The 25,327-nt window shown below is 71.0% G+C and carries 22 protein-coding genes; 6 read left to right on the top strand and 16 right to left on the bottom strand.

All coding sequences use genetic code 11. The features are described from left to right. Positions 1 to 304: 304 nt before the first annotated feature. Both OG764_RS36345 and OG764_RS36340 read right to left on the bottom strand, forming a co-directional pair. The gene (locus OG764_RS36345; protein WP_328972603.1) at positions 305 to 472 is read right to left on the bottom strand and encodes a hypothetical protein; all 168 of its coding nucleotides are present in this window, start codon (positions 470 to 472) and stop codon (positions 305 to 307) included. A gap of 170 nt (positions 473 to 642) precedes the next feature. Next, entirely contained in the window at positions 643 to 1,659 is a 1,017-nt protein-coding gene (locus tag OG764_RS36340; RefSeq protein WP_328972602.1) for a helix-turn-helix transcriptional regulator, read from the bottom strand. Between the two features lie 83 nt (positions 1,660 to 1,742). On the opposite strand from OG764_RS36340, the gene OG764_RS36335 reads away from it, so the two are divergent. After that, the gene (locus tag OG764_RS36335; RefSeq protein WP_328972601.1) at positions 1,743 to 2,021 is read left to right on the top strand and encodes a hypothetical protein; all 279 of its coding nucleotides are present in this window, start codon (positions 1,743 to 1,745) and stop codon (positions 2,019 to 2,021) included. Between the two features lie 688 nt (positions 2,022 to 2,709). Here the strand turns inward: OG764_RS36335 and OG764_RS36330 are convergent. Beyond that, positions 2,710 to 5,190 carry an NACHT domain-containing protein gene (locus OG764_RS36330; RefSeq protein ID WP_328972600.1) on the bottom strand — a complete coding sequence of 827 codons (2,481 nt, stop codon included), beginning with the start codon at positions 5,188 to 5,190 and terminating at the stop codon, positions 2,710 to 2,712. Between the two features lie 308 nt (positions 5,191 to 5,498). Here OG764_RS36330 and OG764_RS36325 point away from each other — a divergent pair, with 308 nt between their 5' ends. Then, complete coding sequence (locus tag OG764_RS36325; RefSeq protein WP_328972599.1) at positions 5,499 to 6,023, top strand: GNAT family N-acetyltransferase; 525 nt, start codon at positions 5,499 to 5,501, stop codon at positions 6,021 to 6,023. 88 nt (positions 6,024 to 6,111) lie between these two features. Here the strand turns inward: OG764_RS36325 and OG764_RS36320 are convergent, their stop codons facing one another. The 10 genes from OG764_RS36320 to OG764_RS36275 are packed head-to-tail and all read right to left on the bottom strand — an operon-like array spanning position 6,112 to position 17,262. Further along, positions 6,112 to 7,587 (bottom strand): ABC transporter ATP-binding protein, encoded by a 1,476-nt coding sequence (locus tag OG764_RS36320; protein ID WP_328972598.1) that lies wholly within the window; start codon positions 7,585 to 7,587, stop codon positions 6,112 to 6,114. Then, positions 7,584 to 8,393: an ABC transporter permease gene (locus OG764_RS36315; protein ID WP_328972597.1), complete on the bottom strand. Its 810-nt coding sequence runs from the start codon at positions 8,391 to 8,393 to the stop codon at positions 7,584 to 7,586. Before OG764_RS36315 ends, OG764_RS36320 begins: the two co-directional genes overlap by 4 nt. Further along, the gene (locus OG764_RS36310; protein WP_443056157.1) at positions 8,390 to 9,337 is read right to left on the bottom strand and encodes an ABC transporter permease; all 948 of its coding nucleotides are present in this window, start codon (positions 9,335 to 9,337) and stop codon (positions 8,390 to 8,392) included. The genes OG764_RS36315 and OG764_RS36310 overlap by 4 nt, the downstream gene beginning before the upstream one ends. Further along, positions 9,334 to 10,899, bottom strand: a complete 1,566-nt coding sequence (locus OG764_RS36305; protein ID WP_328972596.1) for an ABC transporter substrate-binding protein — start codon at positions 10,897 to 10,899, stop codon at positions 9,334 to 9,336. The genes OG764_RS36310 and OG764_RS36305 overlap by 4 nt, the downstream gene beginning before the upstream one ends. Further along, positions 10,896 to 11,708, bottom strand: coding sequence for a class I SAM-dependent methyltransferase (locus OG764_RS36300; RefSeq protein WP_328972595.1), 813 nt, complete (start codon positions 11,706 to 11,708; stop codon positions 10,896 to 10,898). The genes OG764_RS36305 and OG764_RS36300 overlap by 4 nt, the downstream gene beginning before the upstream one ends. After that, a complete protein-coding gene (locus tag OG764_RS36295; protein WP_443056156.1) occupies positions 11,705 to 12,979 on the bottom strand; it encodes an MFS transporter in 1,275 nt (424 codons plus the stop codon). The genes OG764_RS36300 and OG764_RS36295 overlap by 4 nt, the downstream gene beginning before the upstream one ends. Further along, positions 12,976 to 14,034: a dipeptide epimerase gene (locus tag OG764_RS36290; RefSeq protein WP_328972594.1), complete on the bottom strand. Its 1,059-nt coding sequence runs from the start codon at positions 14,032 to 14,034 to the stop codon at positions 12,976 to 12,978. The genes OG764_RS36295 and OG764_RS36290 overlap by 4 nt, the downstream gene beginning before the upstream one ends. Then, positions 14,031 to 15,152 (bottom strand): PLP-dependent cysteine synthase family protein, encoded by a 1,122-nt coding sequence (locus OG764_RS36285; protein ID WP_328972593.1) that lies wholly within the window; start codon positions 15,150 to 15,152, stop codon positions 14,031 to 14,033. Before OG764_RS36285 ends, OG764_RS36290 begins: the two co-directional genes overlap by 4 nt. Continuing rightward, positions 15,149 to 15,982 (bottom strand): Rossmann-like domain-containing protein, encoded by an 834-nt coding sequence (locus tag OG764_RS36280; protein ID WP_328972592.1) that lies wholly within the window; start codon positions 15,980 to 15,982, stop codon positions 15,149 to 15,151. The genes OG764_RS36285 and OG764_RS36280 overlap by 4 nt, the downstream gene beginning before the upstream one ends. Continuing rightward, positions 15,979 to 17,262 (bottom strand): ATP-grasp domain-containing protein, encoded by a 1,284-nt coding sequence (locus OG764_RS36275; RefSeq protein ID WP_328972591.1) that lies wholly within the window; start codon positions 17,260 to 17,262, stop codon positions 15,979 to 15,981. The genes OG764_RS36280 and OG764_RS36275 overlap by 4 nt, the downstream gene beginning before the upstream one ends. Before the next feature lie 182 nt (positions 17,263 to 17,444). Between OG764_RS36275 and OG764_RS36270 the strand changes: the two genes are divergently transcribed. Then, on the top strand, positions 17,445 to 18,035 hold the full coding sequence (locus OG764_RS36270) for a GNAT family N-acetyltransferase (RefSeq protein ID WP_328972590.1): 591 nt from the start codon (positions 17,445 to 17,447) through the stop codon (positions 18,033 to 18,035). A 384-nt stretch (positions 18,036 to 18,419) separates the two neighbouring features. Here OG764_RS36270 and OG764_RS36265 read toward each other — a convergent pair whose 3' ends face one another. Next, a complete protein-coding gene (locus OG764_RS36265; RefSeq protein WP_328972589.1) occupies positions 18,420 to 18,548 on the bottom strand; it encodes a hypothetical protein in 129 nt (42 codons plus the stop codon). 241 nt (positions 18,549 to 18,789) lie between these two features. Between OG764_RS36265 and OG764_RS36260 the strand changes: the two genes are divergently transcribed. After that, positions 18,790 to 21,372: a tetratricopeptide repeat protein gene (locus OG764_RS36260; RefSeq protein WP_328972588.1), complete on the top strand. Its 2,583-nt coding sequence runs from the start codon at positions 18,790 to 18,792 to the stop codon at positions 21,370 to 21,372. A gap of 282 nt (positions 21,373 to 21,654) precedes the next feature. Here OG764_RS36260 and OG764_RS36255 read toward each other — a convergent pair whose 3' ends face one another. Then, on the bottom strand, positions 21,655 to 22,506 hold the full coding sequence (locus tag OG764_RS36255) for a LysR family transcriptional regulator (protein ID WP_328973285.1): 852 nt from the start codon (positions 22,504 to 22,506) through the stop codon (positions 21,655 to 21,657). 95 nt (positions 22,507 to 22,601) lie between these two features. Here OG764_RS36255 and OG764_RS36250 point away from each other — a divergent pair, with 95 nt between their 5' ends. Further along, positions 22,602 to 23,333 carry an SDR family NAD(P)-dependent oxidoreductase gene (locus tag OG764_RS36250; RefSeq protein WP_328972587.1) on the top strand — a complete coding sequence of 244 codons (732 nt, stop codon included), beginning with the start codon at positions 22,602 to 22,604 and terminating at the stop codon, positions 23,331 to 23,333. 265 nt (positions 23,334 to 23,598) lie between these two features. Here OG764_RS36250 and OG764_RS36245 read toward each other — a convergent pair whose 3' ends face one another. Continuing rightward, positions 23,599 to 24,504: a S41 family peptidase gene (locus OG764_RS36245; protein ID WP_328972586.1), complete on the bottom strand. Its 906-nt coding sequence runs from the start codon at positions 24,502 to 24,504 to the stop codon at positions 23,599 to 23,601. A 57-nt stretch (positions 24,505 to 24,561) separates the two neighbouring features. Between OG764_RS36245 and OG764_RS36240 the strand changes: the two genes are divergently transcribed. Further along, on the top strand, positions 24,562 to 25,104 hold the full coding sequence (locus OG764_RS36240) for an ArsR/SmtB family transcription factor (RefSeq protein WP_328972585.1): 543 nt from the start codon (positions 24,562 to 24,564) through the stop codon (positions 25,102 to 25,104). The last annotated feature ends 223 nt before the right edge of the window (positions 25,105 to 25,327 follow it).

Here is a 25,327-nt window from a genome sequence, read left to right as displayed (position 1 = left end):
GAAAATGTCGCGAGAAGCGGCCCAGAAATTCCCGGCGCGTGCGGAAGTCGCGGAGCCGGTCGCGGAGAAAGTCACTGGTGGCCGGCAGGCCTACTGCCGGGTTTCCAGGCCGCATCGAGCGGTCTCAGACACAGCGACGGAGCCGAAGAGTGAGTGCGAAGGCTGCGAGGGCACTGTGAGCGGCGTGGATCGCCATGCCCGGGTCGGGAAGCCCGCTCCGGGTCGACGCGTGGTCACGCCGTTGTCGGGAAGCGTCACGCCGTTGTCGGGAAGCGTCACGCCGTTGCCGGGGAAGCCTGGGTTACTAGCTCCAGCCCCAGTCGTCGCCCGTGGCGACTCCGCCTTCGGCCACGAACGGTGCGCTCACCACGGATTCGGCGCTGGTGGATTCTCCCTCGACGAACTCGGCGCCTACGGCACCGAAGGCCATCAGGGACAGTGCGCCGGAAGAAACGACGATCAGCGACTTCATAGCGTTCACTTCTTTTCCCACCCCTGGTCTGTTCTGTCTGCGCGGCCGCTCCGGGCTGCTGATGAATATCTTGTCCTCGATGGAAGTCCACGACTAGAGCATTCAGCTGGCACAAAAGGCGCCTGACACTTTCGTGTCAGGCGCCCTGTGGCGCGGCGGGGGGGGAGGGCTCAGAGCAGTCCCAGCTCCGCGGCGCGCTGGCCGAGCTGGAAGCGGCTGCCCGCCCCCAGCCTGTTCGACAGATCGGTGATCATGCGCCGCTCAGTGCGGAGCGAGACCCCCAGCTTGCGGGCGGCGGCCTCGTCGGTCATCCCGTCCGCGAGCAGCTTGAGCAGGGTGATCTCCTGTGCGGTCACCTCGGGACCGCCTCGGGCCGGCGCCTCGCCGAACGGGGTTGCGGACGCCCAGACCTGGTCGAACAAGGCGCAGAACCCGGCCAAGGCCCCGACCTCGTGGATCACGACCGCGCCTTTCGAGGAATCCTGCGGATCAAGCGGGACCAGGACCACCTCCCGGTCGATGATGTGCATGCGCATCGGCAGTGAGGGCGCCGTGCGGATTTCCGCGCCCGAGGCGGCCAGCCACTGCGCGTGCTCACGGCTCCTCTGATCGTTGACGACGCTGTCCAGATACACGGTCCTGAGCCCGACGCCCCGCTTCAGGGTCGCTTCCGCCAGCGGCTTACCCGCCTCCCGGTTCGCGGCGGGCTGGGGCCCGCCCGGGGCGAAGGCGAGGGCATCGCGCCGCGCCCGATAGGCAAGCTCTTCCAGCCTGGTGCGGATGGCGTCCAGCCCGACCAGCCGCTCCACACCTCCGGCGCGCTGTCCGACGCGCAGTACCGAATAGTCGGCGAGCAGCCCCGCGACGGCCACCCGGCTCTGCTCGATCTCCTGCTGCTTGCGCGCGAGTTCGGCTTGATGGCGGGCGAGCAGGGCTTCCAGCGCCAATTCCGGTGGCACCGCACGCAGGCAATTCGGATCGTTCAGCGAGGGCCGTAGCAAAGCGAGATCGGCGAGCCGGTCGAGCGCCGCGTTCACAGCGGACCGCTCCCGCCCTAGGACTTCACCCATGTGATCGATCCCCATGGAAGGATTTTCCAGGATGAGCCGGTATACCGCTTCCGTGTCGTCATCAAGTCCCAACGGCCCCAACACTGCCAGGTCCCCTTTCCGTATGTGCTCCACCATCCCCTGACACGTTTGTGCCAAGGCACGGACGTGCCGCGCGAAGTGCCACCGTCCGCACTCTGGACGTCTGCATAGTTCGCGGTGTGCATCTCGTCGAGTTCGTACTGACCAAACCCCTCATGGCACCGCAGGCTCTTGAGCGCGCCTCTCTGAACGCGCTGCGGTCCGTGTGTCTGCCCCAGGACGGGGTGGAGCACATTCGGATACATACGTCGCGGGCCGGCGCCCGCGGCGTCTTCTTCTGTCACGCGCCGGATCTGGAGCACGCCGTCAGTCGCACGTACGCGGTATGCCGTCGCGCCCTCGAGCTGTACCCGGAATTTCGCGACTGGGAAATCACACGGGTCACCAGCATGCTGTGAGCCCGGCCCCGTCAGCGGCCCGGCGGCTGCGGGCCCCCGCAGCCCCTCCAACCGGGTCGTCAGGGTGTGGGGCACCCCGCCCGGGCCGACTCCGCGTTACCGGGCAGCCAGGCCGAGTTGTCGTTCTCCTCGACGTCCGCCGATCTGGCCGGCCGGCATCAATGCCGCGACCGGCAGGGGCGTCCAGAGTGCGGGGACGACCGATTCCCCGCTCTTCCACCGTGCAACGAAGCCATTCTTCGGATCATGTTGAGTCCTCTGCTTGTCGACAGTGGTTCCTCGCTGCCTGTGCCCGACGCCCCATCAGTACGACGACGTAGCCACCGGGAATGTGAGGTGGCGTACGGGCCTCCGATTCGCTGAGGTGACTTGTGGTTCACGGTGAGGGCAACCCCGTCGACAGCGATCAAGCGGCCGTCTCGCGGAACATTTGGAGGAACCCGCCGCCGACCGGGCACAGCTGCTGGCCGTGCTCATCGGCTCCCTCACCGAAGAACTTGGTGCGGACGACCCGCTAACCGTAAGGGCCGCCCATCACAGAGCCATGTCCGTACGCCACGAGACCCGCTCCTGGCTCGAGCGGATCCTGCCGCGCATGCCGCGGGTCCTGGGCGCGGGTCCTGCGGCGAGGAGTGGCGGGAGGAGCGAAGGACGGGGCGGCGCTGCGCTGCATCGCGCGGGGCCCCGCTCACCGGGCGACCTCGCTCTCCCCTCTGCTCGCGTCGGCTGCTGAGCGAGTAGGTACGGATTCTCCGCCGGCCACCCGGCGCTGCAGTTCCGCGTGGCGGAACTGGTAGACCGCCCCGACCTGGCGCAGAACGCCTCGCTGTTCATGAGCGTCGGCCAGGAAGTGCATGAGCCGCCACGGCAGCCGTCCGCGCAGGGCCAGCCAGCAATGGGCGAGGCGGAACGTCCCGCTGGCTGCCTGGGTGAAGGCGATCGCGAGTCCCGAGATGACGCCCATGGCGGCACCGGGAACGAGGCCGGCGGTGAGCAGCACGGTGGGATCGGTGGCGAGCTGCAGTTCGGTGGTGACGGCCAGGCCGGTCACCAGATCGACGACGGTCCCGATGGCGAGCGTCATGGCAAGGAAGATCAATGCGAAGGTGCGGACGTCGCGACGCAATACCGCCCTGGGGTCTCCCGCCGCGGTCAGGTCCGTAGGAGCTCCAGTGAGCCCGGCGATGAGCGTGCCGACTGCTCCGGTGACGAGGCCGACCATGACCCCGGCAGCGAGCCCCGCGACGAGTCCGGCCGCCAGGGCGAGCGCGCACCCCACCGCGAGGCCGCCGGCCGCGCCGACGGGCGACCAGCGCAGTCTCTGTGCCGGCTCGTTCCGTCCCGCGCGCCAGGCCGTGAGTCCGACTGCCAGGCCGATGCCCACGCCGTTGATGATCCCGGACGGCAGTCCAGGGCCGATACCGGACATGAGGCCGGCGGTGGCCCCGCCGACGGTTCCACCGACCAGGCCGCCTTTGGCGCCGCTGGCGGGCCCGACCGCCAGTCCCACCCCCATTCCGGCCGCGATGCCTCCCGCCGGTCCGACGGCGAACCCGATGTCCAGCAAGCTCGCCAGCCCCGACAGCAGACCGCCCACGAGCCCTCCGGCCAGGCCACCGGCGAGTCCGCTCAGGGCGCCATGGCCGGGCCCGCTGACCCGTCGGACCGGCAGCGCGACCACGAATCCCAGGAGGATGCCACTTCCCAGACCGGCACCGAAGCCGATGCCGATGTCCGCCCCGAACCCGGCGACAAGCCCACCGACCAGGCCACTCGTGACCCCCATCAGAAGGCCGACGAGAGGCCCTGGGGCGGAGTGCCGCAGGTGCCACCACGCGAAGTCGGTGGTTCCCTGCAGTCGCGATTCCAGATGGGCGCCGAGGAAGGCCAGCCAGCGTTGAGCGTCCGCGGCCTGCCAGCGGGGGCGCTTCCGGGGATCCGGGTGGGGCCGGTAGGCCGCCGGGATGAAGGCGTTGAAGAGGTACTGCTGGATGCTGCTCGCCGTGGGGAAGCGCGTCGCGTCACACAGTTCGGCAGGATTCGGGAGGGAGCCGGTCTGTTCGCCGGGACGGGGGTTGTAGAGGGTGCGGGCCAAGAAGAGCATCAGCGGCGTGCTGAGAGCCTGGGCAAGAGCGGTGTCGCCACTGCCGAGGTGGCTCGTCACGGGCGCCCAGCGCGCGGCCGCGGCCGTGCCCGCACCGCCCGAGTCACGCAGCAAGTACTCGGCCGCCACCTCGTGGTTCACCGGCTGAAGCGCCACCCCCGCTGCCCCTGACAACTTCGACGGGACGGACGTGGTGGGGGCCAGCGCCTCCCGGAACTCGCGCTCCCTGCTGGACAGGACGATTTTCCCACCCGGGGACAGAGCGGCGTTGATCTGGCTGAGCGCCGCCGGGCGTACGGCTGCGGGAATCTCGTCGAGCCCGTCCAGGACGGGAAGCAGCAGGCGGTGCGCGATCAGTGCCTGTGCCCAGTTCATGCGTTCCAGGGAGCCGTGGACCGGTGCGCGCAGTGCTGTGTAGTCCTGGAGGAGTTGCTCACACATCCAGCTCTCCAAGTCCTGCTCGGACGGATTCCATGTGGAGAGGGAGAAGAGGACCGGCACAGCACCCCCGGGCGGTCGCTGCTCCAGCGACGAGAGGACCAGGCGAAGCAGCAGGACGGTCTTGCCGGAGCCTGGTGCGCCGAGCACGACCAGCCGACCGGTAGGGACTCTTTCCAGTACGTTGTCGATGGCGCCGTCGGTGCCCGCAAGTGCGGTGGGGCCCGATGCCCAGGCGCCTGGGTCGCTGTGCAGCCCGCCGGGCCATGCGGCGGCTGCCGACGTGATGTGCCGCCACTCCGCCACCAGGTCTCCGGGCGCCGGCTTCCAGGACACCGGCAACGTATAGGGATCGTTGAGCCGCCGAACGCGCGCCTCGGCTTCCCACTGACGGCGGACGGCGACAGCCAGCTCGTCGGCGATCTGCTCCAGTCCTCTGCCCGCGGCGGCTTCGACGCGGTCGGCCCGGAATGCCGCCCAGGCCAGGTAGGTACCGGCAAGCGTCGGAAGGAGACCCGCGGCTGCCGACGCCACTCCCGACCCGGTCACGACGGCGATCGCCAACGCCCCGCAGACTCCTGCCAGGAACAGCCCAAGAACGACCACACCCGTACGTCGTGTCGGCACCTCGAGGCTCTCCTCACCATGGCCGCGAAGGGCCACCGCCAAGTTTGTGATCAGCTACGAGTTTGGCCCCGACGTACGCGAGTCGGAAGGTGTTGCCCGGGAATCAGCCGGAAGTGATGGTGGCGGGCGTCCTGCTGGTCACGGTGAACTGGCCCGGATCCGGCGGGCGTTACGGCTGGGTCGTGTCCGGGCGATCACGGTCTCGGCGGAGGGGTGGACAGATGGGGGGCACCGAACCGTGCGTGGCTCACTGCCTGTAGGCGGAATTCGCTGGAGGCGCCCACACACGCCGTGGTGCAATGCGCTCCATGATTCCTGGAGATCTCGTGCAACTGCGTGCGCTGGCACCGTCCGACGCGGAGTCGTTGTGGCGGTGGAACAACGACCCCGACGTGATGCGTTGGATGGACTCGTATTACGACCAGCACCTGGAGGGGGTGCGCAAACGCCTCGATGGACGGGGACCGAACACGTACGGGGACACGCTGTACGGGATCGAGGTACGTGACGGGGAGACGCTGATCGGATTGGTGCGGCTGCGGGGTGCCGAGCCGGAGACGGGCTGCGCCGAGCTGGACGTCTACCTGGGCGAGAAGGATCACTGGGGCCGCGGGTACGCCACCGACGCGCTGCGCACCATGTGCCGGTACGGATTCGACACCATGCGGCTGCACAAGATCTCCCTCACCGTGGTCACGGAGAACCATGCGGCTCACCACATCTACCAGAAGGTCGGCTTCGTCGAAGAGGGCCGACTGCGTCAGGTGTTCCACCGGGAGGGCGTGTGGTACGACCAGTACGCCATGGGGATGCTGAAGGACGAGCTGCGCTGAGGGCTGGCCGGCGTCCATGTCCGGAGCCAGATGATCAGGGTGGCGGCCCGGCGCGTTCGGCATCGCGGCGCGTGGTCCGGCAGTGCCTTCAGCCCTTCAGCGAGGCGGAGAGGAGTTCCTTGGTGATGGTGTGCTGCGGCATCCCGATCAGCTGATCGGCCGGGCCGGCCTCGACGATCCGCCCTGCGTCGAGGACCGCGATCCGGTCCGCGAGGACGCCGGCGGCGGCGGGGTCGTGGGTGATGAACACCAGGCTGAGTTCATCGCTTTCCCGCAGGCGGCCGAGGGCGTCGAGGATCGTGGTCCGGGCGGTCGGGTCGAGGCCGGAGGTGATCTCGTCGCAGATGAGGACGTGTGGCCCGGCCAGCAGGGCCCGGGCCAGCGCTGCTCGCTGGAGTTCGCCGCCGGAGAGCTCTCCGGGGCGGCGCCCGGCGAGGCTCTCGCCGAGGCCGAAGTCGCCGAGGGTGTTCAGGGCCGTACGGCGTGCCTCCCCCGGTGCGGCTCCGCGGAGCCGTACCGCGGTGCGGGCGACTTGGTCCAGGACCGGCCGGTGCTCGTCGAAGGCAGCCTTCGCGTCCTGGAACACGTACTGGACGGCGGCCAGTTCGGCACGAGTGCGGGAACGGAGACTTCGCGGCAGCGGCATCCCGTCGAGCAGGACCGTGCCCTCGTACCCGCGGTGCAGCCCGGCCAGGCAGCGGCCGAGGGTGGTCTTGCCGCTGCCCGAACGGCCGACGAGCGCCAGGCACTCCCCCGCCCCGAGCGAGACCTCGATGTCGCTCAGCACCTCGGTCGCTCCCTGCGCGGTGCGGTGCCGTGCGGTCAGGTTCCGGGTCTCCAGACGCTTCGGGCCGCAGGGGCGGGGGGGTCGCGCAACGCGCGGCTTCTCCGGTACGCGACCGTCCAGGACGGTTGACGCGGGTCCGCGGTCCACGACCTTCCCCGCCCGCATCACCACGACCTCGTCGGCCAGCTCCCGTACGACGTCCAGGTCGTGGCTGAGCAGGATGACGGCGACGCCTTGTGCGGCGACGGCGGCCAGCTCCGCCACGATGCTCTGTTTCGTGAGGACGTCCTGGCCGGTGGTGGGTTCGTCGGCCACGATGACCCGCGCGCCCAGCAGCAGTGCCTGGGCCAGGACGACCCGCTGCTGCTGTCCGCCGGAGAGCTGGTGGGGAAAGCGGCGCAGCACGGCCTGTGGATCCGGAAGCTGAGCGAGCCGCAAGGCCTCTTCGACACGGCGCCGGCGTTCGATCCGGTCTCCTCCCTGGCGGGCGGCGACGTCGGTGAGGAGCGCGCCCACCCGGCGGGCGGGGTTCAGGACCGAGGCCGGGTGCTGGGGGACATAGCCGACCGGGCCCTCGGGTGTACGGACCTCGCCGTCGACGAAGGCGCCGGCCGGGTACTCGCCCAGGAAGGCAAGCCCCGTGGTGGTCTTACCGCTGCCGGACGGGCCTATGACAGCGGTGATCCTTCCCTCGCGCGCGGCGAGGCTCACACCGTCCATGATCGCCCGCCCGCCGATCTCCACGCGCAGGTCCCGTACCTCTGCGACGAGGGTCATCGCCTCGCTCCCTTCCGGATGGTGCGCCGTTGGAGGACGGCGTCGAACAGCAGGTTGGTGCCCATCGACAGGCCTGCGATGAGCAGGGCGGGCACGACCACGGCCCAGGGCTGGAGGAAGAGGCCGGTGCGGTTGCGGTCGACCATGACCGCCCAGTCGGCGGCGTCGGGCTGTACTCCCACGCCGAGGAAGGCGGCGGTCGCGACCAGGTAGAGGGCTCCGGTGAGCCGGATCCCGGCGTCGGCGGCGAGGGTGCGGCGCATGGAACGGGCCACGTAGCCGATGGCTGTCCGCCACCACGACTCCCCCTGCATGCGCAGTGCTTCGACGGCCGGCCGGGAGGAGATCTCGACGGCCGCCGCGTGCACGACGCGGGCGGCGTCGGGTACGGCGGCCAGGCCGACCAGGACGGTGAGCCCGGCGGGTCCCGGGGTGAGGGTGGCCGCGACGAGCAGCACCAGCAGGAGCGAGGGCACCGCGATGACCACGTCCAGGGGGCGCATCAGTGCTTCTTCCAGCCAGGTGCGGCGGGTGAGGGCTGCGGTGAGGCCCAGCGGGATGGCGACGAGGTAGGCGAGGGCGGTGGCCGCGATCGCCACGAGTACGACGGAGCGGCCGCCGAGGAGCACCTGTTGCCACACGTCGCGTCCGCTGGAGTCGGTGCCGAGCCAGTGCCCGTCGCCGGAGGCGAAGGAGACCGAGCGGGGGCCGGCCGGGCCCGCCACGAAGGGTCCCACCAGGGCGAGGAGGACGGGGAGGCCGATCAGTCCGAGGGCGAGGAGTGACCTCGACGGTTCCTGCTTCATGCCGCCACCTGGGACCGGGGTGCGAAGCGGCGGGCGGCCAGGTCGGCGGCGAGGTTGACCGTCACGGTGACGATCCCGAAGACCACGGCCATGCCCTGCACGACCGGGATGTCACGGGCGGCGACGGCCTCGATGAGTACGGTGCCGAGGCCCGGGATCACGAACAGGGCCTCCACGACGATCACTCCGCTGAGGAGCCAGTCGCAGGTACGGGCCAGTTGCTGGGTGGCGGGGGCGAGCGCGTTGGGCAGGGCGTGGGTCCAGGTGATCCGGGTGCCGGAGACTCCGTAGCGGCGGGCCTGGGCCACGTACGGCGATGCCATGGCGTCGATCATCCCGGCGCGCACGAGGCGGCTGATGGTGCACACGGGCCGCGACAGCAGGACGACGACGGGCAGGATCAGGACGGCGGGCTCGGTGAACACGTCTGCGCCGACGGCGGTGGGCGGCAGCCAGCCCAGCCACAGTCCGAAGACCGTGGCGAGCAGCACCCCGACGGCGAATTCCGGTACGGCGTGCACGGCGAGGGTCAGGGCGCTGACGGTCCGGTCCAGCGGGCCGCCCTCGCGGCGGGCCGCCAGAACCCCGAGGCCGATGGAGAGCGGGACGAGCAGGGCGAGGGTGGCGGCGGCCAGCAGCAAGGTGGGGCCGAGTCCGGCGGTCAGGTATCCGGTGACGGGCCGTCCGCTGATCAGGGAGGTGCCGAGGTCGCCGTGCAGGAGGCCGGCGGCCCAGTCGGCGAGGCGTTCGGGGGCGGGCCGGTCCAGGCCCATCGTCTCGCGGATGCGGGCGATGCGGGCGGGATCGGGATGGTCCCCGGCGAGCGCGACGGCCGCGTCACCGGGCAGCGCCTCGGTGAGGGCGAAGATGAACAGGACGACGGCCGCCGTCTGCCCCAGGCCGAGGAGCAGGCGGCGGCCGATCCACGAAAGGGGCGGTGTCACGCCAGCCAGATCTTGTCGAAGCGGGCCCAGTCGAGGGTGTTGGCGGGGGCCTGCTTCGACACCCCGTGCACCGTGGGCGCGGTGGCGATGATCCAGTCGGCGAAGCCCCAGATCAGGAAGCCGCCCTCGTCGTGCAGCCGGCGCTGCATCCGCTCGTAGAGGGCGCCGCGCTGCGTGACGTCGCGGGTGGACTGGGCCTGCCGGTAGAGGTCGTCGAAGTCCTTCTGCTGCCACTTGGTGGCGTTGGTGGTGGAGCCGGTCAGCAGCCGCTGGGAGATGTGGGACTCTATGGGCATGGCGCCCGAGCGGTAGGAGGCGAAGGTTCCGGCGTTGAGGATGTCCTTCCAGTAGGTGTCCTTGTTGCCGACCTTGATCTCGACGGTGACTCCGGCCTTGGCGGCCTGCTCCTTGAAGATGCCGGCGGCCTCGACGAAGCCCGTGGCGGCGGGCGCGGTGTCGAGGGTGACCTTCAGCCCCTCGGCCCCGGCCTCCTTGAGCAGGGCACGGGCCTTGTCGAGGTCCTGGGTGCGCTGCGGGAGACCGGCGGGGTAGTACTGGTAGCCCTTGCCGTACAGGTCGTTGCCGATCTCGCCGGCGCCGGAGAGGGCGCCGTCGACGAGTTCCTTGCGATCGGCGATGAGGAAGAAGGCCTGGCGGACCCGGGGATCGTCGAACGGCGGCCGGTCGGTCTTCATGACGAAGCCCTGCATCGCGCTGCCCGGGAGCCGGACGATCTCGATCTTCCCCTTGCCCTCGTGGGTGCGGGCGGTGGCCGGGTTCAGCTCGTGGGCGTACTCGACCTGGCCGCCGAGCAGAGCGCTGACGCGGGCCGACTCCTCGCCGGCCACGACGAATTCGAGCTCGTCCAGGTGGGGGGCGCCCTCCCAGTAGGTGTCGTTGCGCTTGACGACGAGGGAGCTGCCCGGCTTGAAGGAGACGAAGCCGAACGGTCCGGAGCCGATGGGCTCGTCGAAGGCGGTGGCGTCCCTGGGCACGATGTACGCACCGAATGCGGCGAGGACGTTGGGGAATTCGGCGTACGGGCGCTTGAGCTTGAACTCGACGGTGGCCGGGTCCAGGGCGCGGCTGGCGTCGAGGTCGATCGGCTCCAGGGATGCCTTGGCCCGGAAGGTTGCCTTGGGGTCCGCGATGCGGCGGTAGCTGTAGAGGACGTCCTCGGCGGTGACGGGCCTGCCGTCGTGGAAGGCGGCCTTGCGCAGGGTGATGCGCCAGGTGTCGAGGGCGTCGTTGGGCTCCCAGCGCTCGGCGAGCCTGGGGACGGCGGCGAGGTCGGCGCCGAAGTCGGCGAGCTTGTCGAAGAGGGCCTTGGCGCGGGCGGCGTCGACGAACAGGTTGGCGGCGTGCGGGTCGAGGGTCTCGTTGGCGCCGCCACCGGCGAAGGCGGCGCGCAGCTTGCCACCGCGCTTGGGGGCTCCTTCTGCGGCGTTCTTGGCGTCCGGGGTGGTGGCGCCGGTGCCGCAGGCGGCGGTGAAGGCGAGGGCGGTGGCGCCCGTGGCGATGAGGAAGCCTCTGCGGGCGAGGCTGGAGCGGGCGTCGTTCATGCGGGGGTGTCTCCGTTGCTGGGGTGGGGTGTGAGCCGGGCGACGAGATGGAGGCGGTCGGAACTCGTGGTCCCGTGCGGGGCCTCGCCTTCGCTCCACGGCGGTTCGGTGCGGGGTCCGGGTCCGTCGTGCAGTGCGAGGACCTCGAAGCCGGCGGTGGTGAGGAAGTGCCGCAGCTCCTGGGGGAAGAGGAGCCTCCAGGCGGAGTGCTGCTCGTCCGGCGGGGAGCCGTCGTCGGCGGTCCAGGTCCTTCGGCGGCGCAGGAGTTGTGCGCCGTGATCGATCCACAGGGTGGTGCGGGAGGTGTACGTGGTGCCGCGCCAGGTGAAGGTGTGGGTGCGCGGGCCGTCGAGGAGTTCGGTGGTGCCGAGGAAGAAGGCCCCGTTGCGCATCTCGGCGACGAGCAGCCCGCCGGGGGTGAGGTGGGCGCGGCAGCGGGCGAGGAAGGCGGTGAGGTCCTCGTTGGTGTGGCAGTAGAGCAGGGCGCTGTCCAGGCAGACGATCGCGTCGAAGGTCGTGCCGAGGTCGAAGTCGCGCATGTCGGCCAGGTGGTAGCCCGGGCCGGGGTGGTGGGTGCCCGCGTGGGCCAGCATGGTGTGCGAGGTGTCGATGCCGGTGACTTCGCGGCCGGCCCGGTGGTGGATCCAGGCGGCGTCCCGCCCGGTGCCGCAGCCGACGTCGAGCACGCGGGGTCCGGCTCCGTGGCGGGCCAGTGCGTCCTCGGTCCAGCGGGCGGCGAGGCGTTCGGGGTCGGGGAAGCGTTCCTCGTAGAGGGCGGGGTGGTCGGTGAGCAGGTTGCCGCTGGTCATCGGGGCTCGCTTCGGGGGTGTGCGGTGGCACGAGGGGGCGGGAGGTCCGGGGCCCGGTCGGCGGGCAGGGCCCGTCTTCGGTTCAGGTACGTCACGGCCGCGGAGGAGGTCAGGCCGAGGGTGAGGCAGCAGACGTACGGCAGCCAGGTCAGGCCGGTGTGGCCGGCGGTGTCCATGGACCAGCCGATGGCCACGCTGCCGGCGGCCGCGGCGACTCCGGAGGCCGCGTAGAAGAGGCCGTAGAACGTGCCGGTCAGGGTCGCGCGCCCGAAGGCCGGTATCAGCTCCATCACGAAGGGCTGGGCGACCATCACACCGAGGTGCAGCAGCAGGGTCCCGGCGAGCACCGGCAGGAGCCGCAGTGGGTGCGCGGCGGCGGTGCCCGCGACGAGCATCGGGGGCAGGAATCCGAGGCCCATGACGCCCAGGCCGGTGGCGATCCAGCGCCCCCTGCTCCCCCGGGCTTTGAGTGCGCGGGTGATGCGCAGCTGGAACAGCAGGTTGGCGATGGTCCCGGTGAGGAACAGCAGGCCGACCGAGCCTCCCCAGCCGGAGGCGTCGGTCGCCGCGCGGGGCAGCAGCAGGTACAGCTGGTTCTCCAGGCCGTACATGCCGACCATGGCGAGGGAGAACGCCAGGAACCGACGGTTGCCCGCGGTCTCGCGCCAGTCGGCGAGGACGCCGGTGTCGGGGGCCGGTACCTCACGGGCCGGCAGCACCAGCAGTTGAGCGAGGGTCAGGGCGGCGAACACGCCGGCCGCGGTGACGGCGGCCGCCCGGAAGTCCACGAGCAGCAACAGGGTGCCGAGCAGCGGGCCGAGCAGCGCCCCGGTGGTGGCGAAGACGTTGAACAGCGCGAACGCCTCCGCCTTGCGCTCCCCGGCCTCCTGGGCGACGTACGTCCGCACGGCGGGGTTGAAGAGGGCCCCCGCCAGCCCGCTGAGTATGGACGCGGCGATCAGCAGCGGCAGGCTGTCGCCGAGGGCGAACAACCCGAATCCCACCGTGCGCAGGGCGCAGCCCGCGATGATCACCCGGCGTGCGCCGAGCCGGTCGGCGGCCGAGCCGCCGATCAGGAACAGGCCCTGCTGGCTGAGGTTGCGCAGGCCGAGGACGATGCCGACGACGGCGGCCGAGAGCCCCAGGTCGTCGGTGAGGTGGGTGGCGAGGTACGGGATGAGCAGGTAGAAGCCGGTGTTGACGCCGAGCTGGTTGACCAGGAGCAGTCGTACGGCGAGGGGGAAGCCCCGCATCGCGCTGGAGATCCTCACCTGACGACCGCCGTAGGGGTGCGCCGGACTCCGAGTCCGGCCCGGTCGGCGGCCCGTACGGTGCCGTCCGCGCCGCCGATGCCGGTCCACGGGTCGTCGGCGAGCAGCAGGTGTCCGTCGAGATCGACCCAGCGGGCCCGGTCGGCGAGCTGCACGGCGGGAGCGATTCCCAGCGAGCTGGCGGTGAGGCAGCCGAGCATGAGGTCGGTGCCGCTGCCGCGCAGGGCCTCGTGGATGCGCAGGGCGGCGCGTATCCCACCGCACTTGGCGAGCTTGACGTTCACTCCGTGCACCTGTCCGGCGAGGGCGACGGCGTCCTCGTAGGAGACGGCGTCCTCGTCGGCGATGACGGGCACCGGGGACTCCTTGGCCACGCGGGCGAGCGCGTCGGGGCTGCCCGGCGCGATGGGCTGCTCCACGGCGGTGACGCCGAGGTCGGCGAAGCGCGGGAGCAGGTCGTGGGCCTGGCGTTCGGTCCACGCTCCGTTGGGGTCGAGGAGCAGGCCGGCGTCGGGCGCTCCGGTGCGCACGGCGTCCACCCGGGCTAGGTCCTCCGCCGGATCGGGCGATCCGGCCTTGATCTTGATGACGGTGAAGCCGCTCATGGCGAGGCGCGCGGCCTGCGCTGCCGCCGGTATGGGCGCGACGATGCCGATGGTTCGGGCCGTCTGTGCGGCCGGTGCGGTGTGCGTACCCAGCAGTTGGTGGGCGGGCCGGCCGGCCCTCTTGCCGACCAGGTCCAGCAGGGCCGCCTCCACTCCGGCGAGCACACCGGCCGGCAGTTCCGACAGGCCGGGCAGCGCGACGGCCATGTGCGCGTGCCACGCGGTCTCGGGGTCGGGAAGGCGTTCGACCGCGGGACGTGCCGTGGTGAGGTGCCGGACGATGCGGGGGGTGGGCAGGCCGAGGTAGTCGCTGCTGACGACCTCGCCCCAGCCGGTGAGGCCGCCGTGTTCGATCGCGACCCAGACCGCGTCGCGACGGGCCATCACCGAGCGGGAGATGCGCAGCGGTTCGGCCAGTTCCAGCTCGGTGGCGTGCCAGGTGAGTCTCATACGTCTTCTCCCCGTGTCGGTGCGGGCAGGTGCGGCCGGGCGGCCGCGCGCGGGGCGACGACGGTGCGGCATCGGGTCCAGCCGACTGCCTCGGTGGCGTGCGGGTGTGCGATCTCCAGGGGGCGCGCGGCCGGTTCGGCCCGGTCGAGGCCGTGCGTGTGGCAGAAGTCGTCGTCGTAGACGGTGCCGAGGTAGCGGTGCGGGCCGTCGGGGAAGACGGTCGCGACGACTGCGCCGGCCTCTACCCGGGCGGCCCAGGCGGAGACCAGGGCGACGGCGCCGGTGCTCCAGCCGCCGCTGACGAAACTGGTACGGGCGAGCCTGCGGCAGGCGTCGACGGCTTCGGCCGGGCCTACCCAGTGGACTTCGTCGAAGGCGTGGTGGGCGACATTGCGGGGGTGGATGCTGCTGCCGAGCCCGCGCATGAGGCGGGGGCGCGCGGGCTGGCCGAAGATGGCCGAGCCGACGGAGTCGACGCCGATCACCCTCAGGCGCGGCCAGCGGCGGCACAGTGGGCCGATGAGCCCGGCACTGTGGCCACCGGTTCCGACGCTGCACACCAGGACGTCCAGGTGGTCGAGCTGGGCGCAGAGTTCGGCGGCCATGGAGAGGTATCCGGCGGCGTTGTCGGGGTTGTTGTACTGGTCGGGCCAGTAGGCATCCGGGATCCGGGCCAGGACCTCGCGGAGCCGGGCGATCCGCGCCGCCTGCCAGCCGCCCTCGGGGGCGGGCCGCTCCACCAGCTCCAGCTGTGCACCGTACGCGCGGAGCAACTGCCTCATGGACGGTTCGAGTTCGCGGTCTCCGACGAGAACGACCGGATGTCCGAGGGCCTGTCCGGCGAAGGCGAGACCGACCCCCAGGGTTCCGGAGGTGGACTCGACAACGGTGGCGCCCGGGCGGAGTTCGCCGCGCTGTCGGGCACCGCGCAGCATGGACACGGCGGACCGCGCCTTCATCCCACCGGCGCCGAGGCATTCGAGCTTGGCCCAGAAGCCCGGGTGGGCGTAGGGCAGTTCCGTACGGATCCGTGCGAGCGGGGTGCGGCCGACCAGGGTCAGCAGCTCCGCGTCAGTGCTGTGCGCCGGCGGACGGTACAGCGGGGGCGCGAGGGTCACCGGTTGCCTCCGTAGCGGTGGATGACTCCCGGGCCGCCGTCGAGCCAGAAGAAGGGGTAGGGCTCGGCGGACACGGCGCTGACCCCGGCGCCCACGAAGCGCGGGAGGACCGCACTGCCGGTCTGCGCGAACATGACCAGGGGCTTGCCGGTGGCGGCGGCGTGGTCGAGCAGCGGCTGGAAGGTTCCGTTCCCGAGGGTCATGCCGGACGCGAGGACGGCGTCGCAGTGCGCCAGCTCCGCGAGGGCGTCGGTCCGTACCGGCTCGCCCCACTCGGTGGCGCCGCCCTTGAGGTCGCAGGGCACGTAATCGGTGCCGCGCTCGCGCAGTTGTTCCAGCAGGGAGTTGACCACCCCGATGACGAGCACCCGGCGGATCCCGGTCACCGGCAGCAGGTCGATCACTGCGCGGGCGCGGGCTCTGGACCGGTGCAGGGAGCTGCCGGCCGGCAGGGGGTAGGGGCGGGCGCCGTGATCGGGAGTGTGGGGGCGTACTCGGCTCAGGTATGCGTCGAGCGCAGCGATCCGTACGGGAAGCGTCGGGTGGTCGAGGAGCTCGGCCACCGAGGCTCCGACACAGTCGTCGAGTGCCGCCGCCGGCAGCGCGCCCGGCTCCACGGCGCAGGATCCGACGGCCGCGTCGAGGCGCAGGCTGAGCACCTCGTTGCGGTATCCGCTGCTGCGGCCTGCGTGCCGGACCGCCTGGGCGGTGGTGAAGGCGAGCGCGATGCGTTCCCGGGCGGGGTCGGGTCCGTAACTGCCGGTGCGGACCGCCTCGATGAGCTGGTCGACGGTGCGTACGGCGGGCTCGTGCAGGGCGGGTGCGGTCATGCGGGCACCGCCGACGGTTCGGCCGAACACTGTTCGTACGTGGGGTGCAGGTGCGCGATGAGCCGCTCGGCGGCCTCGCGGGCCCCGCTGCCCCGGGTGTCGGCCGTCATGATGTGGCCGAGGTACTCGTTGTTGCTGGTCGCGGCACGGACGGCACGGCCCGGCTCGGCGAGGGTGAGTTCCAGCACCCCGGGCTGCGACCGGACCTCGTCGGCGCCCTGGATGCCGGTGAGGGTGCCGGTGGTGTCGGGGAGCAGGAAGGCGATGGCGGCGCTGTGCACGCCGGTCGGGCGCGGCGTGAGGTCGGGCGTGCGGCCGAGGGCGACGTCCAGGCAGGCGGCGGCCAGGTCGATGCCCGTCACGTGCCGGACGAGTTCGGTGATCCTGTTGCCGGCGGGCCGGGGGTTGACCTCGACCACCTTGGGGCCTTCGGGCGTCAGTTTGATCTCGGTGTGGCAGACCACGTGGTCCAAGCCGAGGGCTTTCACCGCGGCCACGGCCGTGTCGACCGCTTCCCGTTCCGCCTCCGGTGCGATGCCCGCCGGGAACATGTGACCGGTCTCGATGAAAGCGGGCGCTCCGCCGATGCTCTTGTCCGTGACACCGACCACGCCCGTGGCACCGCCGGAGGAGACGGTCTCGACGCTGACCTCGGGGCCGGTGAGCAGCTCTTCGAGGAGGACGGAGGGCGTACGGTCCTGGCCGCGCGCGTTGACCGGGAACTCGGCCAGCGCCCGGCAGGCGAGTTCCAGCTCGCGCTCGTCGCGGACCTCGCGGACCAGCATGCCGGCGCACAGGTCCACGGGCTTGACCACCAGGGGATAGCCGATCTCCCGGGCGGCGGCCGCGGCCTGCGCGGTGTCCGTGCAGAGTGCGTAGCGGGGGCCCGGCACCCCGGCCTCGGCCAGTACCAGGCGGGTCAGGTCCTTGCGGCAGGCGCCCTCGACGGCTTCCACGGTCGGGCCGGGCAGTCCCAGCCGGCCTGCGATCCGGGCCACGGCCGGCAGGTAGTAGTCGCAGGAGGAGACGACCCCGTCGAAGCCGAGCACCGCGTGCAGGCGTTCCAGGTGGGGCAGCAGCTCGTCCATGTCGTTCGTGTCCGCGGTGATGACGTTGCGCGCGGCCAGCAACGGGTGCGGGCCTTCGGACCCGGCGGCCCGCAGGTAGTGGTGCAGGTCCCGGGTGACGAAGGTGAACTCGTGCCCGCCTTCTCCGATCGCCCTGGGCAGCAGCCTGCTCATCGACCCCACCCAGCTCTCGACAACCAGCAGATGCGCCAAGGGACTTCCTCTCGAAATGCCGCCACGACCGTGGGGCATACCTGCGAAGCGGGCCGCCTGACGGCAGACGTCCGCACCAACCGAGCAGGAAGCTACCGGACATCGTTTTCATTTCCAATAGCGCGGATTTCCGGTAGCCTGCCGCTCACGAGACCGGAGCGACGGAAGGGAGTCACCGAGCCATGAGGGACCTGACGCAGGGGCAGGAGATCGGACCGTACGTGGTACGACACGCCAGGCCCGAGGACGCACCCGGCGCGCGGAGCGTCATGCTCGACACCTTCTACCGGGAGTTCGACTACGGGTACGTACCCCAGTGGCACGACGACGTCGTCGACATCGACAGCACCTACCTCCGGCACCCACGCCACACCCTCGTCGTGGCCGTCCTGGGCGAAGAAGTGGTCGGCACCACCGCGCTGAACTCCCGCGGGCCCGCCCACCCCCCGCACCCGCGCCGGCTCACCGAGCGCTACCCCTCCGGACGCACGGCGCAGCTCCTGCGGGTGTACGTGCGCCCGGACCACCGCAGGCACGGACTGGCACGCGCCATGGTCAGGACAGCCTGCGAGTTCGCCGCCGGCGTCCCGGGCTACGACACGATCTACCTGCACACGAACGTCGACATCCCGGGCGCGGAAGCCTTCTGGCGCAGCATGGCCGACGAGGTCTGCGACGCCCGAACGACCGGCGAGCACGGCGGCTACGGGACGGTCCACTTCGAAATCCCGATCCCCGTGGCGGCCACCGCCGGCCGGCTCAGCGGCCCCTGACCTTCAATGGGGTGTCGTACGAGCCCGGCCATGGATCTGGGGCAGACCCGCACCACCCACCCGACACCTGCAACGCCGCCACGTCTGTGCTGGTCAGGTCCTTGTCCAGGGTTGTCTTGGACAACGAGATGGCAGCGACCGGGCGCCGGCAGCCGCGATGGGGTGGTTCAGAGTCGCCTCGGACCAAGGGTTCGCCGCCGTGCCCCCCCCCGGTGCCATCCTCGGCCGGCGACGGCTCAGACCGATCCTCGTCGCGGCCGATGACCGTGCCGACGATCGTGACCGGTGCCCCGGGGAGGTCTTGCGGCTCCAGGTGCGCCTGCTCCACGAGGTCGGCAAGTTCCTCGTCGGCTGGGCGGGCGGCGCGGGGGCGGGCCGAGGCTGTCACTCCTGGGTGTCGTCGCGGGCGGCCTTGCCCGCTTCGTTACGGGCACGGCGGACTTCGAAGGCAATGCTGATGGACGCGCCGATGAGGGCGAAGACATCGGCGGCGATCGAGATGATCTCGTTCATGTGGATCTGGCCTTCCGTCGGAGGCCGCGGTGTTGCGGCACAGGCCAGACCTTCGTGGGCAGTTGGGTTGTCCGGACCTCTTCGGCGGAACATCGCAGGTATGTTCCGGATGCAGAGGTGTTTGTCCAGAACACCATGGGCAACTGGTACAGGGGGGCGCCGGATGCCGGGCAGGGGTGCTGCAGGCGGGCGGCCGTGGGGGCCGATCCGCCCGGAGAATACGCAGGCCGGAAGACTGGCGATGTTCCTGCGGGCACGCGTGGACGAGTCAGGCAAGACGCTTGCGCAGCTGGCCGCCGAGGTGAACGTCTCCAAGTCTCAGGTCAGTACCTACCTGGCCGGGAAGGTCCCGACGCAGCAGTTCGTGGCTGCGTTGATCACGGCTACCGTGCCGCCCCAGTTACGCGAGCGGCGGCAGGGAGAGGCGGCCGGGATGCTACGGGACGCGATGCGCCCTCCACGCCACACAGGAGAAGTGCTCACCCCGCGGCTGCCGGGTGGTGTCGTGGATGTGGCCGCCGCGCAGGCGCGACAGATCGAGACCTACGACCGGCTGACCCGCTCGCTGGAACAGCAGAGCGAGCTGAGGCAGGCAGCCGACAACTCCGCAAAACTGATCATGGTGCTGCTGGGCATGATCTACAAGCTGCAGGAGCGTGTCACGGGGCTGACCGCAGAGCGCGACCAGCTCAAGAACGACGCCGCAGACACAGAGGTCAACGCAGCCGACGAACGGCTCAGCCGCGCCCTCAGCCAGAAGGAAGAAGCCCAGGAAGAGCTGGAGCGGGCCGAGGAGAAGAAGCGCCAAGCCGAAGCCCTCTCCTCCCGGCTGCAGGAGCAGATCGACCATCTCACCGATGAGCTCGACCGCCTGCGCGAACCCAACTCCCCCTCACACGAAAGCGTTCCGGCGCCGACGCAACCCGCCGGCGGACCGCACTCAGGAGCGGACAGGGCGCCTCGGGATGCCGAAGGCGACGACATCGACGCTGCCCTGGCCCGTGTGAAGGCCGTCAACGACACCGACGACGACACGATCGCCCGTATCAGCACCGAGCTCGGTCTCGACCCCGTCGCGCACGGCAGCATCCCGGACAATCCCACCACCGGCAAAAACGACACGGACAACCGCAGCCTCGAACAGCTGCGCGCCGCCGCGGAGACAGCGGAGGCGCGCGAAGACGCCGCCGAGGCGGCGGCCGCCTACGGCGCACTCGCGCGCGCCTCCACCCGGCTGCTGGGCCCCACCTACCCCGACACGTTCGCCAGAAGGTACAAGCACGCCTACTGGACCGGGAAGACCGGAGACGCCGCTGCCACCCGCGACCTCTATGCGGGGATCCTGCGGGACGAGACCACCGCCCTGGGCCCCGACCACCACGAGACCCTGGAAACCCGGCACGCCCTTGCCTCCTGGACGGGGGAAGCCGGAGACTCGGCCGCCGCTCGCGACCTGTACGCCGCACTCATCACCGACCGCCAACGCGTCCTCGGTGCCGACGACCGCAACACCCTTCTCACACGCCACAACCACGCCAACCAGACAGGGAAGTCCGGAGACCCGGCCGCCGCACGCGACCTCTACACCGCACTCATCACCGACAACGAACGCGTGCTGGGCCCTGAGGCTTCCGGCACCCTCAATGCGCGCCACAACCACGCGTACTGGACGGGCGAGGCCGGAGACCCCACCACCGCACGCGACCTCTGCGCCGCACTCATCCCCCACCACGAACGCGCCCTCGGGGCCGACGATCCCGACACCCTCACCGTGAGGGCTCTGTTCGCCCGCTGGACGGGTGAAGCCGGAGATGCGGCCACCGCACGCGACCTCTACACCGCACTCATCACCGACTACGAAGGCGCCCTCGGGCCCGACCACCTCGAGACCCTCACCACGCGCCACAACCACGCGGACTGGACGGGCGAGGCCGGAGACCCCACCACCGCACGCGACCTCTGCGCCGCACTCATCACCGACCACGAACGTGCCCTCGGGCCCGACAACCTCGAGGCTCTCGCCGCGCGCCACAACCACGCGTACTGGACGGGCGAGGCCGGAGACCCCGCCACCGCACGCGAGCTCTGCGCCGCGCTCATCACCGACCGCGAACGCATCCTCGGTCCCGACGACCCCGGCACACTCGCCACCCGGCGCGGCCTCGCCCGCTGGACGGGTGAAGCCGGAGACCCCACCACCGCACTCGACCTCTACACCGCACTCATCACCGACCACGAACGCATCCTCGGTCCCGACGACCCCGGCACACTCGCCACCCGGCGCGGCCTCGCCCGCTGGACGGGTGAAGCCGGAGACCCCACCACCGCACTCGACCTCTACACCGCACTCATCACCGACCACGAACGCGCCCACGGAGCCGGCGCCCCCGGCACACTCGCCGCCAGGGCGGGAATCGCCCGCTGGACGGGCCGCAGCGGCAACCCCGCGGACGCACGCGACCTGTGCAACGCGCTGCTTGCCGATCTCAACGGAAGCCTCCCTCCCAGCAAGGACGCCACCCTCGATGCCCGCCACGACCAGGCGCACTTCACCGGCGAAGCCGGAGCACCGGAAGAAGCACGCTCCCTTTTCGAGGCGCTCGTCCCCGACCTGGCCCGGCTCGTCGGGGCAGACCACATCAGAACCCTGTGGAGCCGCCACAAACTCGCCCGCTGGACCGGCAGATCCGGACACCCCGCCGCCGCACATGCCCTGTACGGCGACCTGATCAAAGACCAGACCCGGGTGCTCGGCGCCGACCACCCCCACACTCTCACCAGCCACCGCGAGCACTCCTACTGGGCGGACAAAGCCAGCCTCTGAACCAGCCCGACAGCCCCGCGCCGGCGCGAAGTCCCACCGCCACCCGCAGACGACCCCGCTGCCTCGGCCTCCCCAACAACCCCTGAACGCACCACAAGACACGCTCCGATCGCACATTGAAGTAACTGCCGGACTGCCCCGAGGGCGCAGCTACGCCTTGAACTGGATGCGACCGAGATTTCCACCCGGCGGCGAGCGCAGTAGTTGGCGGTTCTTGCTTCCGTAACGCTGCGTTGTGGTGAGCCGGGTCACGGTAGGTGGGACCGGGCCAGGCATGGGGAACTACTGGAGATGCGTCGCAATCCTGACGAGGTCGGAGACGGCTCTGGACCGGCTGTGCGGTGGCCAGGCGATCACGGTGGTGACTTTCGGCGCGTCCAGCACGGGCACGGCGGCGAGGTCCCCGTGCAGTTGGGCTCGGCACGACTCCGGTGAGACCGCGCAGGCCCGGCCGAGCGCGACGAGCTGCAGCAACTGGGCGTGGTCGCGGACCTGCGGGCCGGGGCCGGGTGGGTAGGTGCCATCGGGATTGGGCCAGCGTGGCAGGGGCAGGCCCGGCAGGTCGGTGATGTCGGTCATGTGCACATGGGCCCGAGCGGTGAGCGGATGTCCGGCCGGCAGGACCACCACCTGGCCCTCCGTGCTGAGCTCTTCGGCGTGGAGCCTGGCCGTGGAGTCGAACGGCCTGTGCAGCAACGCCACGTCGGCCCGGCCCTCGCGCAGCAGCCGTTCCTGCTCGGCCGGGCCGCACAGGATGACCTCGACGGGGACCGCGCCGGGTTCGGCGGTGTACGCGTCGAGCAGTTTCGCCAGCAGTTCTCTGGACGCGCTGGCTTTCGTCACCAGGACCAGGCCGGGTCGGCCGGTCGCCGAAAGGGCGGCCCGGCGGGTCCGGCGCTCGGCGGCGTCGACCGCGTCGAGGGCGGCCCGGCCCTCGGCCAGCAGCACCGAGCCGGCCTCGGTCAGCGTGACGGTGCGGCTGGTCCGGTCCAGCAGTACTGCCCCGAGCCGGCGTTCGAGCTGCTGGATCGCCCGTGACAGCGGCGGCTGCGCGATCCCGAGCCGCTGCGCGGCGCGCCCGAAGTGCAGCTCCTCAGCGACAGCGACGAAGTAGCGCAGTTCCCGGGTCTCCATCCGGCCACGGTACTCCGAATCCATACCCTGACGGTATCGTCGCCCACCCAATCGGTCTTGGACCCCCGCCGGAGACCAAGGGCAGCATGGTCTCCATGAGCGAACGAACGATTGCGCTGGTCACCGGCGCGAACAAGGGAATCGGCCACGAGATCGCCGCGGGCCTGGGCGCCCTCGGCTGGAGCGTCGGCGTCGGCGCCCGCGACGACCAGCGCCGCAAGGTCGCGGTGGAGCGACTGCGCGCGGCCGGCGTCGACGCCTTCGGCGTACCGCTGGACGTGACCGACGACGCGAGCGCGACCGCCGCCGCACGGCTGATCGAGGAACGGGCCGGGCGCCTCGACGTCCTCGTCAACAACGCCGCCATCACCGGCGATTGGCCGCAGGAGCCCACCCGGGTCGATCCCGCCACCATCCGAACGGTCGTGGAGACCAACGTTATCGGCGTCATCCGCGTCACCAACGCGATGATGCCGCTGCTGCGCCGCTCCGCCTCACCACGGATCGTGAACATGTCCAGCAGTGTCGGCTCCCTCACCCGGCAGTCAGGACCCGCCGCAGAGCATACGACGGGCCCGATCGCCGTGGCGTACGCGCCGTCGAAGACGTTCCTGAACGCCGTCACCCTCCAATACGCCCGCGAGCTGAGCGGCACGAACATCCTGATCAACGCCGGCTGCCCAGGCTACGTCGCGACCGACCTCAACGGCTTCCGCGGCGTACGCACCCCCGAACAGGGCGCGGCGGTCGCCATCAAGCTCGCGACCCTCCCCGACGACGGCCCGACCGGCCAGTTCTTCAACGACGCCGGCGTCGTGCCCTGGTGATGTGCACGGCGGTCATCACCCGCCAGGTGAGGCCGCTTCGCCCGCGCCTCTCGGACAGGTTCATCGGCACCGGCCGCTGCCCCGGCCGACGCTCCGCACCGCTACTGGTTCCAACTACCGCGTCCCGTCCCATGTGGTCAGTTCCGAGGACCGGGCCGTCAACGCCGATCTCGCCCAAGGCCGGCTCGTACGGAAGCGGGCCCGGCCTGTTCCGGGCCCCTTCGTGAGGCTGCTGCGTAGCACGCGTCACCTCCCCTCGACTGGGTCAGCCCGCGAGACGGGCGAGGGCCAGTGCGTGTGCGTGGTCGAGGGAGTCAGCAGCAGCGCAAGGGACGTCCGGCTGCACGCCGGTGCCTTCCCAGTTCGTCTGGGAGACGGGGTTGACGGCGCGGCCCGTGGGGACGGTGACTTCCAGGTGCGGGTGCACGGTCCAGCCCTTGCACGGATGTGCGCCGCCGCGAGTGCGCTCGCCGACCACTACGGCGCGGCCGAGCTGCTGGAGGTCGTACGCCAGCTCTTCGGCGGCAGAGAAGGTGCTGTCGCTGGTCAGCAGGTACAACGGCTTGCTGCCGCCGAAGCGCGCGCCGGGAACGTGCGGCAGGCTCCAGGATTGCTCGGTGCGGTCGCCGCGGCGCCAGTGCATGGTGTTGAGGTGGGTGCGCTCGTCGAGTAGGTAACTGCAGACGAAGGCGACCGTGTCCGGGTCGCCGCCCCGGTTGGCGCGAAGGTCCACGATCAGCGCCTGGGCGCGGGAGGCCAGGGTGAGCGCGGCGCCCAGCGGTTCGGCGGCCCACTCCAGTGGAAACAGCATCGGCGCCATCTCCACCAGGGCGACCCCGCCGTCGAGCAACTGCACCCGGGGCGCGCCGCCCAGCGAGGCGTCGAAGTCTCGGCGCATGGCGTCCAGGCTGGCCGCCCCCTGCTTCGGAGAGACCGGGTCGACGTGGTGCTTCAGTCTCAGGTGCCGGTCGTCGTTGACGGACTGCAGGTCCGCGGTGACCAGCCGGGCGAGCTCCTCGGCGCCGTCGACGTCGTAGGCGCCCTCGGCCAGGCGTTGTTGCAGCAGGCCGGCGAGCTGCTCGGCTACCTCCGGGAAGACGTAGTGCTCGGTCAGCAGCCGGACCGTCTCATCGATGACAGGGGCCGGCGAAAGCTTCGTTGAAGTAGTCATGACAGGGAGTAGAGCACTGCCCTTGCGAAAGCGTCAAAGAGTTTGGACACTTTCGGTATGGGTGATCAGCCTTCCTACCTGCCGCCTCATGAAGACGTCCTGGAGATCGGTGCGCCTGAGCAGTTCGCGGCACTCGCCCACCCGTTGCGTCAGCGGTTGCTCTTCGCCCTGGGCCACCGGCCTGCCACCGTCAGACTGCTTGCGGCGCAGCTCGACGCGAAGAAGGGCAACGTGGCCCACCACCTCCATGTGCTCCGTGATGCCGGGCTGGTCCGCGTCGTCGAGACCCGCCAGGTCCGCGGCGGCACCGAGCAGTACTACCAGCGCACGGCCCGTCACATGGTCGTCGCCGAACCTCAAGCGGCAGGCACCGCCGCGATGCTCGCCGCGGTCGCCCAGGAGCTGGACCCCTCTCCCGCTGAGACCCACCTGACACTGCGCCATCTGCGTCTCAGCCCCGCGAAGGCAAGAGAACTCGGCGAGGCCCTCACCAGACTGGTCGACGAGGCCGAGGAAGAGGCTGAAGGCCTGCCCCTGCACGGCGTGTTGGTGGCGCTCTATCAGCAGGCTCTGCCGGCCGGCACCACCGGCTCCGCCTGACCCGGCCCAAACCGGTACAGCCACCCAGCACCGCCAGTGCGAACGCCCCCGCGGCTAAGGGCTGTCCCGTGGAGCGCTGCGAGCTGGGAGGCTGGCTCGCGCCACTCTCGGCCAATGGGGTCCGAGAAGTCGAGCGAGTGCACGCTGGGGGAAAGGGTCCTGGCGGTGAGGGAAGACCACGAACCGAACACCGGACGCGTCGCCTTGGAGCGCTCGTTCCCCA

The sequence above is a fragment of the Streptomyces sp. NBC_00239 genome (assembly GCF_036194065.1).
In the GTDB taxonomy this organism is placed as follows: Bacteria; Actinomycetota; Actinomycetes; order Streptomycetales; family Streptomycetaceae; genus Streptomyces.
Note: the sequence above shows the minus strand (reverse complement) of the source record. Positions and strands in the feature narration are given on the sequence as shown.

What these genes read in the sequence shown, in the direction of transcription:
- OG764_RS36345 (WP_328972603.1), bottom strand. Translation starts at nt 472, where the DNA reads ATGAAGTCGCTGATCGTCGTTTCTTCCGGCGCACTGTCCCTGATGGCC.
- OG764_RS36340 (WP_328972602.1), bottom strand. Translation starts at nt 1,659, where the DNA reads ATGGTGGAGCACATACGGAAAGGGGACCTGGCAGTGTTGGGGCCGTTG.
- OG764_RS36325 (WP_328972599.1), top strand. Translation starts at nt 5,499, where the DNA reads ATGATTCCTGGAGATCTCGTGCAACTGCGTGCGCTGGCACCGTCCGAC.
- OG764_RS36320 (WP_328972598.1), bottom strand. Translation starts at nt 7,587, where the DNA reads ATGACCCTCGTCGCAGAGGTACGGGACCTGCGCGTGGAGATCGGCGGG.
- OG764_RS36315 (WP_328972597.1), bottom strand. Translation starts at nt 8,393, where the DNA reads ATGAAGCAGGAACCGTCGAGGTCACTCCTCGCCCTCGGACTGATCGGC.
- OG764_RS36305 (WP_328972596.1), bottom strand. Translation starts at nt 10,899, where the DNA reads ATGAACGACGCCCGCTCCAGCCTCGCCCGCAGAGGCTTCCTCATCGCC.
- OG764_RS36300 (WP_328972595.1), bottom strand. Translation starts at nt 11,708, where the DNA reads ATGACCAGCGGCAACCTGCTCACCGACCACCCCGCCCTCTACGAGGAA.
- OG764_RS36290 (WP_328972594.1), bottom strand. Translation starts at nt 14,034, where the DNA reads ATGAGACTCACCTGGCACGCCACCGAGCTGGAACTGGCCGAACCGCTG.
- OG764_RS36280 (WP_328972592.1), bottom strand. Translation starts at nt 15,982, where the DNA reads ATGACCGCACCCGCCCTGCACGAGCCCGCCGTACGCACCGTCGACCAG.
- OG764_RS36270 (WP_328972590.1), top strand. Translation starts at nt 17,445, where the DNA reads ATGAGGGACCTGACGCAGGGGCAGGAGATCGGACCGTACGTGGTACGA.
- OG764_RS36265 (WP_328972589.1), bottom strand. Translation starts at nt 18,548, where the DNA reads ATGAACGAGATCATCTCGATCGCCGCCGATGTCTTCGCCCTCATCGGC.
- OG764_RS36260 (WP_328972588.1), top strand. Translation starts at nt 18,790, where the DNA reads ATGTTCCTGCGGGCACGCGTGGACGAGTCAGGCAAGACGCTTGCGCAG.
- OG764_RS36255 (WP_328973285.1), bottom strand. Translation starts at nt 22,506, where the DNA reads ATGGAGACCCGGGAACTGCGCTACTTCGTCGCTGTCGCTGAGGAGCTG.
- OG764_RS36250 (WP_328972587.1), top strand. Translation starts at nt 22,602, where the DNA reads ATGAGCGAACGAACGATTGCGCTGGTCACCGGCGCGAACAAGGGAATC.
- OG764_RS36245 (WP_328972586.1), bottom strand. Translation starts at nt 24,504, where the DNA reads ATGACTACTTCAACGAAGCTTTCGCCGGCCCCTGTCATCGATGAGACG.
- OG764_RS36240 (WP_328972585.1), top strand. Translation starts at nt 24,562, where the DNA reads ATGGGTGATCAGCCTTCCTACCTGCCGCCTCATGAAGACGTCCTGGAG.